This is a genomic window from Pseudoalteromonas sp. MMG007, from assembly GCF_018100985.1.
GTDB lineage: Bacteria > Pseudomonadota > Gammaproteobacteria > Enterobacterales > Alteromonadaceae > Pseudoalteromonas.
The window spans coordinates 390,977-407,426 of sequence record NZ_JAGJEI010000002.1 but is presented as its reverse complement, the minus strand read 5'-3'; the positions used below and the strand labels follow the sequence as shown (position 1 = coordinate 407,426).

Below are 16,450 nucleotides of genomic sequence, written 5' to 3'. Positions count from 1 at the left end.
ATATAGGAATATAGGAATATAGGAATATAGGAATATAGGAATAAAAAGAAGTGGTGGAGGGAGCTGGATTCGAACCAGCGAAGGCTGAGCCGTCAGATTTACAGTCTGATCCCTTTGGCCGCTCGGGAACCCCTCCACACTATTTTTGTTACATTTGGCCCCACTTAACTTAGCGGTAAGAAAAGTGGTGGAGGGAGCTGGATTCGAACCAGCGAAGGCTGAGCCGTCAGATTTACAGTCTGATCCCTTTGGCCGCTCGGGAACCCCTCCAATGCAACGGCGCTGATAATAGCAAACTTCGGATTTAAGTAAAGAAAAAAGCTAAAGAAAATTGAAATAAAGCCGATAAATATCTATCACTTACTACAATCGGCTAAAGTCTATGCAAATCGATGATTTGTTAATCACAGAAAGTCAGCTTAAGAGCAAGCTTAATAAAAGTGTGCATGAAAATCGCCGTGACGAATTTGCACTTTTATTAGCAATGCTCTCGCATGATGTATTAGATTTCAGTCAATTTCATCTGCCAAAAACAGAAATTGAAAATTTAGCCACATCTGAGGAAGCCCTAAGAGAGGAATTTGGTGCAGGCCCTAAGCAACCATTAGCCCCTGAGAAGTTTGATATGTTGATAGGGCAATTTAATAGCTCTTTAATCTCAGAGCTTGGTGCGCAGACCGGCATGAAATGCATTAAATTAAATCAGTACTTAAAACCTGAGCCACTTACAATTAGAGATGATGACAAGCATGTGCCACTTAATATATTAGATAATTGCGAGCTGTCAGTTAGGCGACGTATTAAAAACGAAAATATGCAACTGGCAAACCCGCCTATAGATGCCGGTGCTTTTTACGATAGCTTAAATGACGATACTATACATCAGCCTCTTCATCTTATAGCTGTTTAACGTTGAATTACCACATCAGGTAATGTGCATTAACTATGTAATATGTTTGTAATAAAAAGCAGACTAAATACACTTTACTCGCGCTTTACTTTATAAAAAGTCTAATAATCGATTTAATTAAAAAAAAGCATCCAAAAATTCAGAGCAATTGCTATAATGGCACCAAATGGTATGACATTAAATGCCGTTATCATTAAATCAAGGTAATTAGGAACGTAATGAAGAAAATATTCACGCTAAATCACGAGAAAATCAAATACCCTCGTATGGTTGATGCTGCAAAGCATGAAGTGAAAAAATATTTGAAAAGGGAGCGTAACAAGACGCTTCCTGAAGATGCTGATTATTGGGCATTTGACTGTAAGTTTGGTAATACAGCTGAAGAAGCACAAGTTGTGCATGTTGCTGAATTAAATAACCAAATTGGCGAAATTGAAAAGCAAGGCTTAACTTCTTTCTATGTAGAGATTTTAGCTCGCCCTGCACAGCGTCAACAGTTAGACCTTGATGATGACGAGTAAAAGTTAGTTTTAACTAATTTGTAAATCACAAAATGAGCCCTCAAAGGCTCATTTTTTGTTTCTGCTATTAATAACTATATATTTTATATTTTTAAAAGTAAGCAAACTCCTAATAAATAGCTCGTATTACAACCTCCCCTTATAGCTTATATAAAATATAAATGCTTAGTTACAGGGCATAGCCTCTTTAAGCATAGTGGGCGGTGTTACTTAACTGGGTTGCCTTAGCTATTATGGTTTAAAATTAAGTGAATCAGCAAAAGCTCACGACTAAACGCAAAAACAGTTTTTAAACTACTTACTTTCAATTGTTTTTTACATTTGCATAACATAAAGCAGTATTATAGTGTGTGTAGAATAATAAAAATTAATATCACAAATTATGCCAATAAATTACTCCAATCATGCATTAAAACTAAGTTTAAAAAGCTCCAAGGTGCTCATTGTTGAAGACCAACTACTAACCTTAATAATATTAAGAAAAGCTTTGGCTGAACGATTTAATGTTGTGACTTCTAGAAGTGGTGAAGAGGCCATGGAACTATGTAAGAAAGAACCACCTGATATCGTTTTATTAGATATTAATTTAGAGGGAATTAATGGAATAGAAACCTGCTTAAGACTAAAAAATACGTACGAAACACAAGATATCCCAGTTATATTTATTACATCACTCGAAAGTGAAGAGGAAGCGTGTTGGGAAGCGGGTGCCGTAGACTTTATAAAAAAACCGGTAAATCCAGAGACATTATTTAGAAGGGTGAGGGCCCATTTAATGATTAAAGCTCAACATGATTTACTTAATCAAAAAGTGTTTATTGACGACTTGACTCAAATTTATAACAGACGCTACTTTGATACCCATTTTATAAAAATAGAACAAAGTGCACTACGTGAAAATGCAGACTGCGCACTGCTATTAATCGATATTGATTACTTTAAACAATACAATGATATTTATGGTCACTTACAGGGTGATACGGTTTTAAACTTAGTTGCCCAAACAATTACTAAAAGTTTACAACGCCCTACAGATTTTGTATCACGATTTGGAGGGGAAGAGTTTGTTGTTGTACTCCCCTATACAGGTAGTAAAGGGGCTAATTTTGTAGCAGAGAAAATAAAAAATAATGTAATACAACTTGGTATATTACATAAACACTCAGAGCATGAATTTGTAACGATTAGTATTGGTGGTGCAACATTACAAACACGTGAAAACAGTAAAAATACATTACAGTTAGCAGATGAAAAAATGTATAAATCTAAGTTTAAAGGCCGTAACCAAGTTTGTTTTTAGCTCCGGTTTAAATTATGACTTTTGTTATAATGATCATACACTGTGGCACTTTTTATATTTTTTACCACTGCCACAGGGGCAATTATCATTCCTACTCACTTTAATATCAGCTACTGGGAATATAACCCCGTCTAAGTAACGCCATTTACCGTCTTCTTTTATAAATTGCGAATCTTCATGAAGCTCACAATATAAGTTTTGATAAAAGTAATGTGCCTTAAATTCAACTTTTCCTTGAGTGGCATCGTGATTTGTACTTACTACGTCTAAGCCTATAAACCGGCAACTTTCAGCAAAATCTTTAATTTCTTTTATAGGATTTTCAGGTTGTTTTTCAGATGCATAAGTAAGATAAATATACTTTGCATTTTTCATTACATAAGCACTGTAGCGAGAACGCATTAATTGTTCAGGGCTCGCAGCTTGCTTTGCGCCTACATGAAAAGGTTTGCAGCAGTGGACATAACTAAGCCCACTACAGCAAAAACATAGGGTGGTGTCTGATGAGGTCATAATAACAATACAGAATTTAAAACATTATTTTATCAAGCTTATTGAGCAAGTGGTATCTCTGTCGTTGTCGTATTTTTTGTAAAGCAATATAACTTTGTTGCCGTTTTAGTTAAATCTAAAGAAAGATGGGTAAGCAATTGGTTATTAACTATGTCTGTCCAAGTAATTACAGCCGCAAAATTACCGTTATTCAACGCAGAACTTAAAACATATTCCAAGTTTACTAGGTGCTTTTGTCTGATCACTAGCAACTTACTTGTATCAATAGAGCACGAGTCGAGCAAGGCTCTGCTAGGAACGTGATCAGGAGCGATCAATAATGTCCATGCGTTAGAACTATTATAATGGTGCAGCACTTTTAAAAGCTCAAACGTTGCCGAAATCTCATCTTCGATTTGGATTAAGTTTACACAATCACGTTTATCATCTTGCTTATAACTTTTAACTGTTCTTACGGTAATAGGCTGTAACATAAATATCTCACTCACTGGGTTTTTATACAGTATGCGTATACAGTAGTTTATACAGTGCTTTCGTGCAAGCTATATTTGCTATTTATTTGTACAGTTATTCAGTTTTATTTATTGAAATTTAAAATAAGATAAATAAAACAATACCTTAAGCTTTTTTATCTGTGTTCTATCCGTGTTTTAATGTTTATATCTGCTAATCTTTTAAAGGAGCTATGTTGGGTAGGAATAGTCATTTTTATACAGTGCTTTATTCTCTATACAGTATTAAGCACACAATAGATTAATCGATTTGTGGATCATTAGGAATAAGCTGTGCGTACTGTAGCTGATGAATTTGTTCATATAGACTTGCGGCATAGCATTGTGCATCTTTTAACCGTTTAGTTTCTATATGCTTTCTTAGGTCGTTAATTGCAGCAGTAGCGGGCTCATAACCTTGGCTGCTAGCAAGACTTAGCCAAGCCGCCGCATGAAAAACACTTTGTGGAACGCCTTCACCTTTTACAAAAAATAATCCTAAGTAAAACTGAGCTCTCTGATTACCAGCCATTGCCGCTAGGCGCATCCATTTTGCAGCTAATGGAGGTTGCTTATTTTTTAAATAATATAGCGCTTTATTTAGTGTGCTTTGTTCATCTTTTTTAGCATTAGCTACTGCTGGGTTGTGATCAGGTTGAGTAACAAAGCCTAAAATATTATCTAACTGTTGTTCTAGGTCGTGCCCGCTGGGTGTTGTTTTAAGCATATTGATTCATTTGTTATTTTAGTTGCTTCGATAGTTTAGTATATCGCAAAGTAAAATGTCCTGTTAAAGATTATTTTTATGATAAAATCTGACTACTTTTTACTATTACAAGCTTATTATGTTCGAAGCCTTATTTAAACTTAGCGAAAATAACTCAACAGTTAAACGTGAATGCGTGGCTGGCCTTACTACCTTTATCACTATGGTTTACATTGTATTTGTAAATCCAGCCATGCTCGCTGAGGCCGGAATGGACCAAGGGGCTGCATTTGTTGCTACCTGTATTGCTGCTGCAATAGGCTGTTTTATTATGGGGTTATGGGCAAATTACCCGTTAGCACTGGCGCCTGGTATGGGGCTCAATGCCTTTTTTACTTATGGTGTTGTATTAGGTATGGGTTATACCTGGCAAGCTGCATTAGGGGCTGTATTTATGTCGGGGTGTATATTTTTACTTTTAAGCCTTTTTAAAGTCAGAGAGTGGATTATTAACGCTATACCTCTGGTATTAAAGCGAGCTATTGCAACAGGTATTGGCGCTTTTTTAGCGTTAATTGCATTAAAAAATGCGGGTATTATTGTCGCAAGTCCTGCCACTCTTGTTCAATTAGGTGATATAACATCAGCAGGTCCATTATTAGCAATATTGAGCTTTTTTGTTATCGCAGGACTTTTATATCGTGATTTCAAAAGTGGTGTACTCATTAGCATTTTATTAGTAACTGGCATTGCGTTAAGTTTAGGGCTTGTTGAATACCATGGTGTTATGGCTATGCCACCTTCAATTATGCCTACTTTTATGCAACTAGATTTTGCTGCTGCCTTTGAGCTGTCTATGCTAAGTGTAATTTTTGCATTTCTGTTTGTTGATTTATTTGATACTTCGGGCACTTTGGTTGCTGTTACACAAAAAGCGGGACTTGCAGATGAAAAAGGTAATATGCCGCGTTTAGGTCGTGCTTTAAGTGCCGATAGTTCTGCAACAATTGCTGGAGCAATGCTTGGTACTTCAACTACAACGTCTTATATTGAATCCGTAGCGGGTGTATCTGTTGGTGGGCGTACAGGCTTAACGGCTGTGGTTGTTGGTATATGCTTTTTATTAATGATGTTTTTTGCGCCCCTTGCACAAATGGTACCTGCATATGCAACGGCAGGTGCAATACTGTACGTTGCTGTACTAATGCTACAAAACCTAAAGTTTGTAAATTGGGATGATATGACAGATGCAATTCCTGTTACGGTAGTACTTTTAATGACACCACTTACTTTTTCGATTGCACATGGTATAGCCCTTGGCTTTATATCTTACACTGCGGTTAAAGTACTGTGTGGTAAACAGGATCAAATTAGCATTAGCGTGTGGGTTTTGACGGCATTATTTATTATCAAATTTGCGTTCTTATCATAATAGAATAAAACGGTAATGATAAAAAACCCATACAAATTGCTTTGTATGGGTTTTTTAATATTTGTAGCATGGATATAAATAGTCGATAAGTTATCGCTTTTAATAACACCATATATTATCTAGCAAATCTAATTTACCATTTCTTTTTAGGGGCAAACAAAACATCTAATTCGTCTTGCTCTTCTTCGGCTTTCTTTTTCAGGGCACTTGCATTTGAGGCTCTAAGCTCAACACTAATAGCTTCTAAGTAACCTTCAACCTCTTGGCGTTTTGAGGTTACGTATTCGTCAGAGTAAGTAACAGCACTAAGCGTTGCATAGGCTTTTTCAAAGTATTGTCTAGCAGAGCCAACCATATTTGCAGAGCGAGCTGACAAGCCTCGTTTGATTTGGCTTTCAATATTTATGCGTAACTGTAATTTTTCAAGCCGTTTATCTTCCACAGCAAAAACTTGGCTATCAATACGACCTTTACTGTGCTCAGAGCGTAAAACTGAACGTAGCTTCTTAATCCCTTGAATCAGGCTTACCAATTGCTTATCGTTACTCGGTAATGCTAAAGACTCGCTATTATTACCTTGCACTGGGTTTGATAAATTAGTTTTTGCTTCGCTTAAGCGAGTTTTAAGCGCTTTAGAAATTGGTGAGTTTGAAACCATTGTATTTAAAGCTTCATACACACGGCGTTGTAATGCGCGAATTATATTTTCGGATAAAGGGATATTTGCACTATTCATAAGTGCTTCTTCTGTTTCTTCAATAATTGCTTTTTGTTTTGTTAACTGTTTGCGGCGTTCAGCTTCTTGTTTTTCTTTGTGTTGTTGCACAGCACTAACCCATAGTGCTATCACTATAAGCGCTACTATAAGTATTATTATGATAGAAACAATCATCTTTTAATTCTCTGATTCATAATCTAATTTACCTAATCTTACATTAATTATACGTTAACTGTGTAGCTTTGCGTTGATTAACTTAAAAATACTCCGTTATTTAAGGTTTAGCTTTCTTAAAGTGTTGTAAGACGAAGGGATTATAAGATTAACCTGAATAAACATCGCTACCTCAAGCATATTTATTATGCTAGCCTTGAGTACTAATCAGATAAATGCATGCCTTAATTACTATTGTTGCTTTTTATTCAAATAACACTTGGTTTTAATAAGTATTGCCTTTATAAATAATATGAATAATAACGTTAAAATTTGCAGCCATGAAATTACAACAACTCAGATATATAGTAGAAGTACAAAACCATAAATTAAATGTTTCAGCGACCGCTGAGAGCTTATTTACCTCGCAACCGGGTATTTCTAAACAAGTACGAATGCTTGAAGATGAGTTAGGTGTGCAAATTTTTGGTCGTAGTGGTAAACATTTAACGCATGTAACCAGCGCTGGCGAAGACATTATTAATATTTCTCGTGAAATATTATCTAAAGTTGAGGGGATTAAAGCGGTAGCTAATGAACACACATTGCCTGATCAAGGTAAGTTGAATATTGCTACTACCCACACTCAGGCACGTTATGCATTGCCTAACGTTATTCAAGGGTTTATGAAAAAATACCCAGCGGTATCACTGCATATGCATCAAGGTACACCACAGCAAATTTCTGATGCTGCGGCCCGAGGTGATGCAGACTTTGCGATTGCCACAGAGGCATTGCATTTGTATTCAGATTTGGTGATGTTGCCGTGCTATCACTGGAATCGCAGTATAGTCGTGGCTAAAGACCACCCACTTGCCAAAAAAGCCGACAGTTTATCTGTTTCTGATATTGCACAATATCCTCTTATTACCTATGTTTTTGGTTTTACCGGTCGTTCAGAGCTTGATAAAGCGTTTAATGCTCACGGTCTTGAGCCACACATAGTATTTACCGCAACCGATGCAGATGTTATTAAAACCTATGTCCGGTTAGGGCTTGGTGTGGGTGTTGTTGCATCTATGGCTATAGATCAGCTAAGCGATACTGATTTAGTATGTATTGATGCAAGCCATTTGTTTGAAGCAAGTACGACTAAAATTGGCTTTAGAAAGGGTAGTTTTTTACGCACTTACATGTATGATTTTATAGAACGGTTTGCACCGCACTTAACGAAAGAGCGAGTAGAGCGTGCAAGTTTACTGCGTAACCAAGAAGACGTAGATAAACTGTTTGAAGACATAGAATTACCAGTTAAATAACAATTAACCTTATTGCTGTAATTTAGCTAGCAATAAAAAAGCCGCTTATTTTAAATTAGCGGCTTTTCTGATTTTATCGCTTTTAACATTCAATAATATTTACAGCTAATCCACCACGTGCGGTTTCTTTGTATTTAGTTTTCATGTCATTACCGGTATCAAGCATGGTTTTAATTACTTTGTCTAGCGATACCTTTTGCTCTCCGCTGCCGCGAATAGCAAGTCGCGAGGCGTTAATGGCTTTTATAGAGCCCATTGCGTTACGTTCAATACACGGCACTTGTACTAGTCCACCAACAGGGTCACAAGTAAGCCCTAGGTTATGTTCCATGCCTATTTCAGCGGCGTTTTCTACTTGTACAACATTGCCACCTACTATTTCTGTAAGTGCACCTGCAGCCATTGAACATGCCACGCCAACTTCCCCTTGGCAGCCAACTTCAGCACCTGAGATTGAAGCATTTTTTTTATATAAAATACCAATAGCCGCAGCTGTTAATAAGTAACGTGTTGCTATATCGCGATCTACTTCTTTAATAAATGTGTGATAGTACATAAGTACGGCTGGCAAAATGCCAGCGGCACCGTTAGTCGGCGCGGTAACAACACGGCCGCCAGCTGCGTTTTCTTCATTTACAGCAAGGGCGAATAAATCAACCCAGTCCATTGCGCGAAGTGGGTCGTTACTTACTTCAACGTTAAGCTTTAAATATAAACTGGGGGCACGGCGCTTAACTTTTAAGCCTCCAGGTAAAATACCTTCGGTGCGCATACCGCGCTCAATACAGGCTTTCATTACTTGCCAAATATTAAAGAGCTCATCTTTAATGGCATCTTCGTTGCGCAGTGTTTTTTCATTTTTCATCATCAAACTAGAAACACTCAAGCCTGACTCTTTACACATTTCTAGCAAGTCTTTTGCGCTATCAAATGGGAAGGGTGCGGGGTTTTCTTCTCTAATATCAAGCGCTGCTTGTTTTTCTTTTTCAAATTCTTCATCGGTTACAATAAAACCGCCACCAATTGAGTAGTAAACTTTACTGTAAATTTTTTCGCCATTGTTTGAGGCAATAATTTCCATTGCATTTGAGTGCTTAGGCAGTGTTTTTCGACGGTGAAAAACAATTGCACCTTGTTTAGGGAATTTAGCTTTATGTGTTTGATTCAGGTAAATCACCTGCTCATTTTCAATAGTGGCCAAAATATCGTCAACTAAATCAGCATCTATCGTTTCTGGGTCGTAACCGGCAAGGCCTAAAATTACCGCTTTACCAGAGCCGTGGCCTACACCTGTTTGCCCTAATGAGCCGTATAACTCTACTTTTATATCGGTAACATTTGCTAATAATTGTTGTTCTTGTAAGTCATTAACAAATAAGCGTGATGCGCGCATTGGGCCAACAGTGTGTGATGAAGAAGGGCCAATACCAATGCTAAACATATCAAATGCACTGATCATAGTGTGTGTCTCTACTTTGTTTCTCAGCATGAAGCTGTTCTTTGAACGGTCGAGTATAATAACTTGGAATTGGTGGCATGTAACCAACAATAGTGAAGATTTACACTGGTAGGGCGAGCTGCTTTGTAAAGTTTTTTATAATGCTTGCCGTTGCACCCCAAAGTAGTCCGTGTTGAGTTGCAAAGCCTTGTAAGGTAATTGTTTTACCAAAGCGTTGAAAAGGCAAAGGCTGCCAATTAGCATCGTTACTTAAATCGCTAAGCGAGAGTAAAAAGCTTGCTTGAACTTCATTATGATCGTTCTCCCATCTAGTGTTTTTATTAAGCAAACCCACAAAGGGGCTAATACTAAAACCAGTTAAAGTAGAGTATTCAGGCAGTTGCCCAAGCACAGCTACATTACTTGGCGTAATATTAAGCTCCTCCTCAAGTTCACGAAGTGCAGTAGTGCGAAGTTTAACATCGCTTGGCTCAAATTTACCGCCAGGCAAACAGATTTCCCCTGGGTGGTGGTGCAAATAAGTGGGGCGTTTACACAATAAAATATGCGCATGATTATCTATATCGATAATGGGTAGCATAACTGCACTGGCACGCTTTTTACGAGTATCTTTTAGCTGGTTAGGCGCAGCAATTGGGCTTAATTGAAACCGCGCTCTAATATGTTCACTATTCAAAGCCACCTACTGTGTTAATAAAGGAAGGATTTTATTCACTTTATCGTATGTTTCTTGATATTCCAATTCGACTTTAGAATCAGCCACTATGCCTCCGCCTGCCCAACAGTAAATTTGTTGGTTATGGCACACTAAAGTACGAATAGTAATACTGGTATCCATATTACCGCAGGCACTTAAATAGCCAATAGAGCCACAATAAATACTGCGACGATGTGGCTCGAGTTCTTCAATTATTTCCATAGCCCTAATTTTGGGCGCACCGGTGATTGAGCCGCCCGGAAAAGCCGCTTTTAACTGATCAACCGCTGTTTTACCTTCATCAAGTTCTGAGGTTACCGTGCTTACCAAATGATGCACTGCCGGAAAGCTCTCAATAGCGAAAAGGGAAGGGACGTGAACGCTGCCGGGTTTTGCTACTTTGCCTAAGTCGTTACGCAGTAAATCGACAATCATCACATTTTCTGCACGATCCTTTGCTGAATTGGCCAGTAAATTAGCTTGGTGCTGGTCCTCAAGCGCATCGGCTTTGCGTGGCAGGGTGCCTTTAATGGGTTTGGTTTCAACTTTGTTATTATTTACCAAAATAAAACGCTCAGGGGAGATGGATAATATGGCCCCTTGCGGATGATTAATAAAGCTTGAAAAAGGGGCTTTGTTAGCCTCGCGCAATCTTATATAAGCGCTCCATGGTGAGCCGTTGTAGTGAGCACTAAAGCGCTGTGCTAAATTAATTTGATAGCAGTCACCACTTTTTAAATAATCTTCGATTTTTGCAAATTTTGAAGCGTAGTCTGCTTGGCTCATATTAGATTGCCACTGGCTGTTAAGAGCAAATTTTTCAACTGTTACGTTTTTATCTAAATATTGCTGATAAAGAGCTAAACGATCAACGTTTGGCTGAGATACATAAAACCAACTTTGCTGGTGTTTATCGTAAATTAGAGCATCTAAATAAAGACCAATAGCCATTTGTGGTAAGTTAATATCATCAATCGCTTTACTTGGCATGCTCTCTATTGTGCGCCCGAGGTCGTAACCAAAGTAACCAAGCCAGCCACCATTAAAAGGCAGGTCGTAACCTGCTTTAGTGCAATCGAGTTTTAAAAGCTCACTGTTCATAATTTCAAAGCACGATTGATTGCTTTCAATATTATTAAAAAAACTTTGGTTATTTTTTACTTCAAGGGTACTTTGCGGCTCAATAGCAATAATATCAAAACGACTATTTATATGATTACTATTGGCTGAGTCTAAAAGAATTGCGTAAGGCAAATGCGAAAAATGCGCAAAAACGTCAATGCAGTTTTGCGTTATGGCTAATTTAGTACAATTTTTTTTATTGTTTAGCATTTACTACCCCTTTAAGAACTGGCTCGAAACGGGCTGGGAGGGTATCATAAGTCAAATTTTTTTGGCAGCGTTTAAGTAAAAGCGCTGTAATTAAACAGTGCAAACCACCGTCACCGGTTTGATATAGATTACGCGACTATGCGTAACGGTAACTTAAGGAACCACTAATGAGTACAATCCGTCAGCAAGACTTTATTGATAGCATTGAAGATGCATTGCAATACATCTCTTTTTATCACCCACTTGATTTTGTTCAAGCATTAGAAAAAGCGTACAACAAAGAACAAAGTAAAGCGGCAAAAGATGCAATAGCTCAAATCTTAATTAACTCGCGTATGTCGGCTGAGGGCAAACGTCCACTGTGTCAAGACACGGGTATTATTACGTGTTTTGTAAAAGTAGGTATGGATGTTAAGTGGGATAAAACAGATTTAACCGTTCAGCAAATGGTTGATGAAGGTACTCGCCGTGCGTATTTGAACCCAGACAACCCTCTACGTGCTTCTATTGTTGCAGACCCTGCAGGCACACGTAAAAACACGAAAGACAATACACCTTCAGTTGTACACATTGATTTAGTTGCTGGTGGTGAAGTAGAAGTAATGGTTGCGGCTAAAGGCGGCGGCTCTGAAAACAAAAGTAAAATGGTAATGCTAAACCCATCAGACGACGTTGCGGCATGGGTTGAAAAAACATTACCTACAATGGGTGCTGGTTGGTGTCCGCCAGGCATGCTAGGAATAGGTATAGGTGGCACTGCTGAAAAAGCAGCGGTAATGGCAAAAGAGTCGCTAATGGACCCGGTTGATATTCATGAGCTTATGGAGCGCGGCGCAGAAACTACGGAAGAAAAACTGCGTTTAGAAATTTTTGAACGTGCTAATAAATTAGGTATTGGCGCGCAAGGTTTAGGTGGCTTAACAACGGTTGTTGATATTAAAATTAAAACAGCACCTACGCATGCTGCATCAAAACCTGTGGTAATGATCCCTAACTGTGCTGCAACTCGCCATGTTCACTTTACTTTAGATGGTTCAGGCCCAGCTGACTTAAAAGCACCTAAACTTGAAGATTGGCCACAAGTAACATTTGAAGTAGGTGAGGGTACTCGCCGTGTTGATTTAAACACATTAACAAAAGCAGATGTTCAAGAATGGAAAATGGGTGAAACCGTTTTACTTTCAGGCACTATTTTAACAGGCCGTGATGCTGCGCATAAACGTTTGCAAGACATGATCAATTCAGGTGAAGGTTTACCTGAGGGCGTAGACTTTGATAACAAGTTTATTTACTACGTAGGGCCAGTTGATGCCGTTGGTGATGAAGCCGTAGGCCCAGCAGGCCCAACTACAGCAACACGTATGGATAAATTTACCGATATGATGCTAGAAAAAACTGGCATTGTAGGCATGATTGGTAAAGCCGAACGTGGCCCTGCTACGGTTGAGTCTATTAAAGAGCATAAATCAGTTTACTTAATGGCTGTAGGCGGCGCAGCTTACTTAGTATCTAAAGCGATTAAAAAAGCACGTGTTGTAGCCTTTGAAGATTTGGGTATGGAAGCAATCTACGAATTTGAAGTAGAAGATATGCCTGTAACAGTTGCTGTAGATAGCGAAGGTGCAAATGCACATACGCAAGGCCCAGCAATTTGGAAAGCTAAAATTGAAGAGTTAGACGGTAAATTAAAATAAGCCGTTAATTTTAAAAAGCGAGTTTAGGCTCGCTTTTTAATACTCTAAATTCTCTTATCAACTAATTTAACACCTCAGACCAGTTTTGATTACTCCCCTCTAATTTTCATAAACCTATACACTGTGCGCATTGCAGTATAATTGGCACTTGTACTTTAAACTTTACATCTATTAGTTTCTTCTCGTTTACGTAAGCGTAAGTAACTGTGGTTTTTATTAATTTAGTTTTTAAAATTAAAATAGTTGTTTATTCGGGTTTTTTTATCTTTAAAGTGGCTTTTGTTGGGTTGTTTAATTCAAGCTTGATGTTTTCATTGGGTTTATCATCCATTGGTGTGGCGAACCTTAATATGAAGTGGTAAAGTCTCGTGAATTTCCAGCGCGTATACCCTCTCACGGGTTCATTTTTCGGAGTATTTAAAGTGGCTGTATTTAACCAAGCTGAATTTGATAACCACGAGCAAGTGGTTTTTTGTTCTGATGAAGAGTCAGGCTTAAAAGCAATTATTGCTGTACATAATACGAATTTAGGCCCTGCTGTTGGCGGTTGTAGAATGTGGGATTATGCAAATGACGACGATGCAGTTTACGATGTGCTGCGTTTAGCTAAAGGCATGACATATAAAAATGCAGTTGCACGCCTGCCATTTGGCGGTGGTAAGTCTGTTATTATTGGTAACGCGAAAGAAATTAAATCAGAGCAGTTATTTCGCGCTTTTGGTCGTAAGCTAGAAGGCTTAGGTGGCAGCTATTACTGTGCAGAAGATGTAAATATCACTTGCGACGATGTTGCCCTGATGAATAAAGAAACAAACTACGTTTTGGGTCTTGAAGGTAAAAGTGGTAACCCATCGCCATTTACTGCTTACGGAACATTTTTAGGAATTAAAGCCGCATTACAGCATCAACGCGGTCATCAAAACTTTGCTGGTATTAAAGTGGCTGTACAAGGTTTAGGTTCAGTTGCTTATGCGCTGTGTAAGTATTTATCTGATGCAGGTGCAGAGTTGTTTGTTACTGATATAAACCAAGACGCTATTAAAAGAGTGGTCAATGACTTTAATGCAACAGCGGTTGGTATTGATGAAATTTACGACTTAGATGTAGATGTATATGCGCCTTGTGCTTTAGGTGCAACGGTTAACGACTTAACGATTCCGCGTTTAAAAGCGACGATTATTGCAGGCTGTGCTAATAATCAGCTGGCAGAGTCTCGCCACGGTGAAATTATTCGTGAAAAAGGCATTTTATATGCACCAGATTATGTAATTAACGCTGGCGGTATTATTAATGTTTATTACGAAACAGCACCTGAAGGTTACAGTAAAGCTGCATCTAATAAGCATGTTGAGGTGATATTCGATACCTTGACTGAAATTTTTGCTCGAAGTGAAAAAGAGCAAAAATCAACGCATTTAATTGCCGATGAGTTAGCACAAGAGATCATTAAAAACGGTCTTTAATCAGTAATTACATAATGAAAGGCGTACAGAGGTACGCCTTTTTTGTTTATACTTAAAAGTGTTAATTACACTCACACGGATATTATGACTTCTTCAACTCCTTTTATGCAGCCTTTTGATTTAGAAAGTTGGTCTCGCACGCAGCACTTTGAGCTTTTTAAAAACTTTGCTCAGCCTTACTTTAATGTTTGTGTGCGTATAGATGCACAGCAGCTTTATCAGTATTGCAAAACGCAGGGCTTATCTTTTTTTCAGGCTTATATATTTTGTACTTTAAAAGCATGCCATGCCTATGAGCCGTTAATGTTACGCATTTTAGAGCAAAAGCCTTGGTTACTTAATCAAGTGCGAGCGAGTGTGGTTGAGCTTGATAAAAATGATGCATTTGTTTTTAGTTACTTTAATAGTAAAAGCACATTTGCTGAGTTTGCAGTTCATGCTAGTGAGGTAAGTAAAAAGGCTAAATCCCAGCCGCTTTTTTCAGATGCGTTTAAGCAAACAGAAGGCCAAGCCGATTTAATTCACATATCAGTTTTACCATGGTTAAATTTTAGCGCGTTTTCGCATGCGTTTAGTAATGGAGAGAGTGTAGGGATCCCTAAATTTGTGTTTGGTCAATTCGATAAAAATACCGGAACAATGCCTCTATCTGTTGATGTGCACCACTCATTGATGGATGGATTGCATGTCGCTAAATTTATCAACGTACTGCAAAGTGCCTTTGATGACTTTTGTAATAGCTGATTGGCAGGTAAGCTAAAGCTTATTATTAAACAATTTTAAAATAACGTGTTGGCTCTATATTAAACGTGGAGCCATGTGCAGTTGAAAAACAACATCCCCGGACATATTTATATAACATAAATTAATTTAGGACGTCCTTATGATAAATGGACTGTTATTACTCATTTTAGTTGTGTTTGTTATTGTGTTTTGGCGATGGCCTTCAATACAAAACCGCTTATGGCAAAAAAAGTATAAAACTCTCTCCTTAAATTCTCAGCAAAAAGATATCTTACTCCGCTGCATGCCTATTTATAAAAAAATGACTGACGCAGATAGAGAAAAGCTAGAGCGCCATATCGTCTGGTTTTTAAACGAGAAACGCTTTTTAGGGCGCGATGGTTTAAAGCTAACACCTGCCATGAAATTAATTGTAGCTGCCGACGCGTGCGTACTTGTGCTAAATAAGCCATGGCCGCTTTATAAAAACGTGAAGGAGATATTACTATATCCAAGTGCTTACTATGCGCCGCAATCGACCCGTGATAGTGCTGGGCTTGTTAGTTATCATAACGCTGTACGTTTGGGTGAGTCGTGGCCTGGCGGCACCTTAGTGCTTAGTTGGCACGATGTGCTGGAGGGAAACAGATTACCTAGCGATGGCCATAACTTGGTATTTCATGAATTTGCTCATCAGCTTGATCAAGAAACAGGTAAAACATCGGGTACGCCACTTTTAAAAAACGCTGCGCAATACACAGAATGGGGGCGTGTATTTAGCCGTGCATTTACTCAGTTAAAAACACATGTGGCGTATAGTATGAGCCATGTTATACATAGTTATGGTGCAACTAATGAGGCTGAATTTTTTGCTGTGATCACAGAAACATTCTTAGAAAAACCAGCTGAACTTAGACATCACGATCCTGAAATTTACCGTCTGCTGGTGGATTACTATCAATTTGATCCTATTGCTTGGCATTAAACCTACATAAACTGCGTTTTATCATATAACGCTG

16 protein-coding genes and 2 tRNA genes are annotated in these 16,450 nt (G+C 38.2%); 9 read left to right on the top strand and 9 right to left on the bottom strand.

Going from position 1 to position 16,450, the window contains the following annotated elements:
- Positions 1 to 51 precede the first annotated feature (51 nt).
- Together J8L71_RS05635 and J8L71_RS05630 are read right to left on the bottom strand one after the other, a co-directional pair.
- Positions 52 to 136 (bottom strand) — tRNA-Tyr (locus tag J8L71_RS05635).
- A gap of 49 nt (positions 137 to 185) precedes the next feature.
- A tRNA-Tyr gene (locus J8L71_RS05630) sits at positions 186 to 270 on the bottom strand.
- A 112-nt stretch (positions 271 to 382) separates the two neighbouring features.
- On the opposite strand from J8L71_RS05630, the gene J8L71_RS05625 reads away from it, so the two are divergent.
- The 3 genes from J8L71_RS05625 (at position 383) to J8L71_RS05615 (ending at position 2,731) form a co-directional block, all read left to right on the top strand.
- Entirely contained in the window at positions 383 to 910 is a 528-nt protein-coding gene (locus J8L71_RS05625; RefSeq protein WP_210999649.1) for a VC2046/SO_2500 family protein, read from the top strand.
- A gap of 218 nt (positions 911 to 1,128) precedes the next feature.
- Positions 1,129 to 1,431, top strand: a complete 303-nt coding sequence (locus J8L71_RS05620) for a DUF6172 family protein (protein WP_210999648.1) — start codon at positions 1,129 to 1,131, stop codon at positions 1,429 to 1,431.
- Between the two features lie 382 nt (positions 1,432 to 1,813).
- On the top strand, positions 1,814 to 2,731 hold the full coding sequence (locus tag J8L71_RS05615; RefSeq protein ID WP_210999647.1) for a diguanylate cyclase: 918 nt from the start codon (positions 1,814 to 1,816) through the stop codon (positions 2,729 to 2,731).
- Between the two features lie 33 nt (positions 2,732 to 2,764).
- On the opposite strand, the gene J8L71_RS05610 is transcribed toward J8L71_RS05615, so the two are convergent.
- The 3 genes from J8L71_RS05610 to J8L71_RS05600 form a co-directional block, all read right to left on the bottom strand.
- A complete protein-coding gene (locus J8L71_RS05610) occupies positions 2,765 to 3,244 on the bottom strand; it encodes a YchJ family metal-binding protein (protein ID WP_210999646.1) in 480 nt (159 codons plus the stop codon).
- 38 nt (positions 3,245 to 3,282) lie between these two features.
- Entirely contained in the window at positions 3,283 to 3,717 is a 435-nt protein-coding gene (locus J8L71_RS05605; RefSeq protein ID WP_210999645.1) for a SulA-like leucine-rich domain-containing protein, read from the bottom strand.
- Between the two features lie 280 nt (positions 3,718 to 3,997).
- Entirely contained in the window at positions 3,998 to 4,462 is a 465-nt protein-coding gene (locus tag J8L71_RS05600) for an SEL1-like repeat protein (RefSeq protein ID WP_210999644.1), read from the bottom strand.
- A 118-nt stretch (positions 4,463 to 4,580) separates the two neighbouring features.
- Between J8L71_RS05600 and J8L71_RS05595 the strand changes: the two genes are divergently transcribed.
- Positions 4,581 to 5,873 carry an NCS2 family permease gene (locus J8L71_RS05595; protein ID WP_210999643.1) on the top strand — a complete coding sequence of 431 codons (1,293 nt, stop codon included), beginning with the start codon at positions 4,581 to 4,583 and terminating at the stop codon, positions 5,871 to 5,873.
- Between the two features lie 133 nt (positions 5,874 to 6,006).
- Here J8L71_RS05595 and J8L71_RS05590 read toward each other — a convergent pair whose 3' ends face one another.
- Positions 6,007 to 6,765, bottom strand: coding sequence for a DUF349 domain-containing protein (locus tag J8L71_RS05590; RefSeq protein ID WP_210999642.1), 759 nt, complete (start codon positions 6,763 to 6,765; stop codon positions 6,007 to 6,009).
- A 320-nt stretch (positions 6,766 to 7,085) separates the two neighbouring features.
- Between J8L71_RS05590 and cysB the strand changes: the two genes are divergently transcribed.
- Positions 7,086 to 8,063: an HTH-type transcriptional regulator CysB gene (gene cysB / locus J8L71_RS05585; protein WP_210999641.1), complete on the top strand. Its 978-nt coding sequence runs from the start codon at positions 7,086 to 7,088 to the stop codon at positions 8,061 to 8,063.
- Positions 8,064 to 8,145: 82 nt separating this feature from the next.
- On the opposite strand, the gene J8L71_RS05580 is transcribed toward cysB, so the two are convergent.
- The 3 genes from J8L71_RS05580 to pabB form a co-directional block, all read right to left on the bottom strand.
- On the bottom strand, positions 8,146 to 9,522 hold the full coding sequence (locus J8L71_RS05580) for an L-serine ammonia-lyase (RefSeq protein ID WP_210999667.1): 1,377 nt from the start codon (positions 9,520 to 9,522) through the stop codon (positions 8,146 to 8,148).
- A 100-nt stretch (positions 9,523 to 9,622) separates the two neighbouring features.
- Entirely contained in the window at positions 9,623 to 10,198 is a 576-nt protein-coding gene (locus J8L71_RS05575) for a CoA pyrophosphatase (protein ID WP_210999640.1), read from the bottom strand.
- Positions 10,199 to 10,204: 6 nt separating this feature from the next.
- Positions 10,205 to 11,551 (bottom strand): aminodeoxychorismate synthase component I, encoded by a 1,347-nt coding sequence (pabB, locus tag J8L71_RS05570; protein WP_210999639.1) that lies wholly within the window; start codon positions 11,549 to 11,551, stop codon positions 10,205 to 10,207.
- A 167-nt stretch (positions 11,552 to 11,718) separates the two neighbouring features.
- Here pabB and J8L71_RS05565 point away from each other — a divergent pair, with 167 nt between their 5' ends.
- The 4 genes from J8L71_RS05565 (at position 11,719) to J8L71_RS05550 (ending at position 16,416) form a co-directional block, all read left to right on the top strand.
- A complete protein-coding gene (locus J8L71_RS05565) occupies positions 11,719 to 13,245 on the top strand; it encodes a fumarate hydratase (protein WP_104642383.1) in 1,527 nt (508 codons plus the stop codon).
- Positions 13,246 to 13,667: 422 nt separating this feature from the next.
- Positions 13,668 to 14,708, top strand: a complete 1,041-nt coding sequence (locus J8L71_RS05560; protein ID WP_210999638.1) for a Glu/Leu/Phe/Val dehydrogenase — start codon at positions 13,668 to 13,670, stop codon at positions 14,706 to 14,708.
- Positions 14,709 to 14,813: 105 nt separating this feature from the next.
- Positions 14,814 to 15,452, top strand: a complete 639-nt coding sequence (locus tag J8L71_RS05555; RefSeq protein WP_210999666.1) for a CatA-like O-acetyltransferase — start codon at positions 14,814 to 14,816, stop codon at positions 15,450 to 15,452.
- A 139-nt stretch (positions 15,453 to 15,591) separates the two neighbouring features.
- Positions 15,592 to 16,416, top strand: a complete 825-nt coding sequence (locus J8L71_RS05550; protein ID WP_210999637.1) for a M90 family metallopeptidase — start codon at positions 15,592 to 15,594, stop codon at positions 16,414 to 16,416.
- Positions 16,417 to 16,450 lie beyond the last annotated feature (34 nt).

What these genes read in the sequence shown, in the direction of transcription:
- J8L71_RS05625 (WP_210999649.1), top strand. Translation starts at nt 383, where the DNA reads ATGCAAATCGATGATTTGTTAATCACAGAAAGTCAGCTTAAGAGCAAG.
- J8L71_RS05620 (WP_210999648.1), top strand. Translation starts at nt 1,129, where the DNA reads ATGAAGAAAATATTCACGCTAAATCACGAGAAAATCAAATACCCTCGT.
- J8L71_RS05615 (WP_210999647.1), top strand. Translation starts at nt 1,814, where the DNA reads ATGCCAATAAATTACTCCAATCATGCATTAAAACTAAGTTTAAAAAGC.
- J8L71_RS05610 (WP_210999646.1), bottom strand. Translation starts at nt 3,244, where the DNA reads ATGACCTCATCAGACACCACCCTATGTTTTTGCTGTAGTGGGCTTAGT.
- J8L71_RS05605 (WP_210999645.1), bottom strand. Translation starts at nt 3,717, where the DNA reads ATGTTACAGCCTATTACCGTAAGAACAGTTAAAAGTTATAAGCAAGAT.
- J8L71_RS05600 (WP_210999644.1), bottom strand. Translation starts at nt 4,462, where the DNA reads ATGCTTAAAACAACACCCAGCGGGCACGACCTAGAACAACAGTTAGAT.
- J8L71_RS05595 (WP_210999643.1), top strand. Translation starts at nt 4,581, where the DNA reads ATGTTCGAAGCCTTATTTAAACTTAGCGAAAATAACTCAACAGTTAAA.
- J8L71_RS05590 (WP_210999642.1), bottom strand. Translation starts at nt 6,765, where the DNA reads ATGATTGTTTCTATCATAATAATACTTATAGTAGCGCTTATAGTGATA.
- cysB (WP_210999641.1), top strand. Translation starts at nt 7,086, where the DNA reads ATGAAATTACAACAACTCAGATATATAGTAGAAGTACAAAACCATAAA.
- J8L71_RS05580 (WP_210999667.1), bottom strand. Translation starts at nt 9,522, where the DNA reads ATGATCAGTGCATTTGATATGTTTAGCATTGGTATTGGCCCTTCTTCA.
- pabB (WP_210999639.1), bottom strand. Translation starts at nt 11,551, where the DNA reads ATGCTAAACAATAAAAAAAATTGTACTAAATTAGCCATAACGCAAAAC.
- J8L71_RS05565 (WP_104642383.1), top strand. Translation starts at nt 11,719, where the DNA reads ATGAGTACAATCCGTCAGCAAGACTTTATTGATAGCATTGAAGATGCA.
- J8L71_RS05555 (WP_210999666.1), top strand. Translation starts at nt 14,814, where the DNA reads ATGCAGCCTTTTGATTTAGAAAGTTGGTCTCGCACGCAGCACTTTGAG.
- J8L71_RS05550 (WP_210999637.1), top strand. Translation starts at nt 15,592, where the DNA reads ATGATAAATGGACTGTTATTACTCATTTTAGTTGTGTTTGTTATTGTG.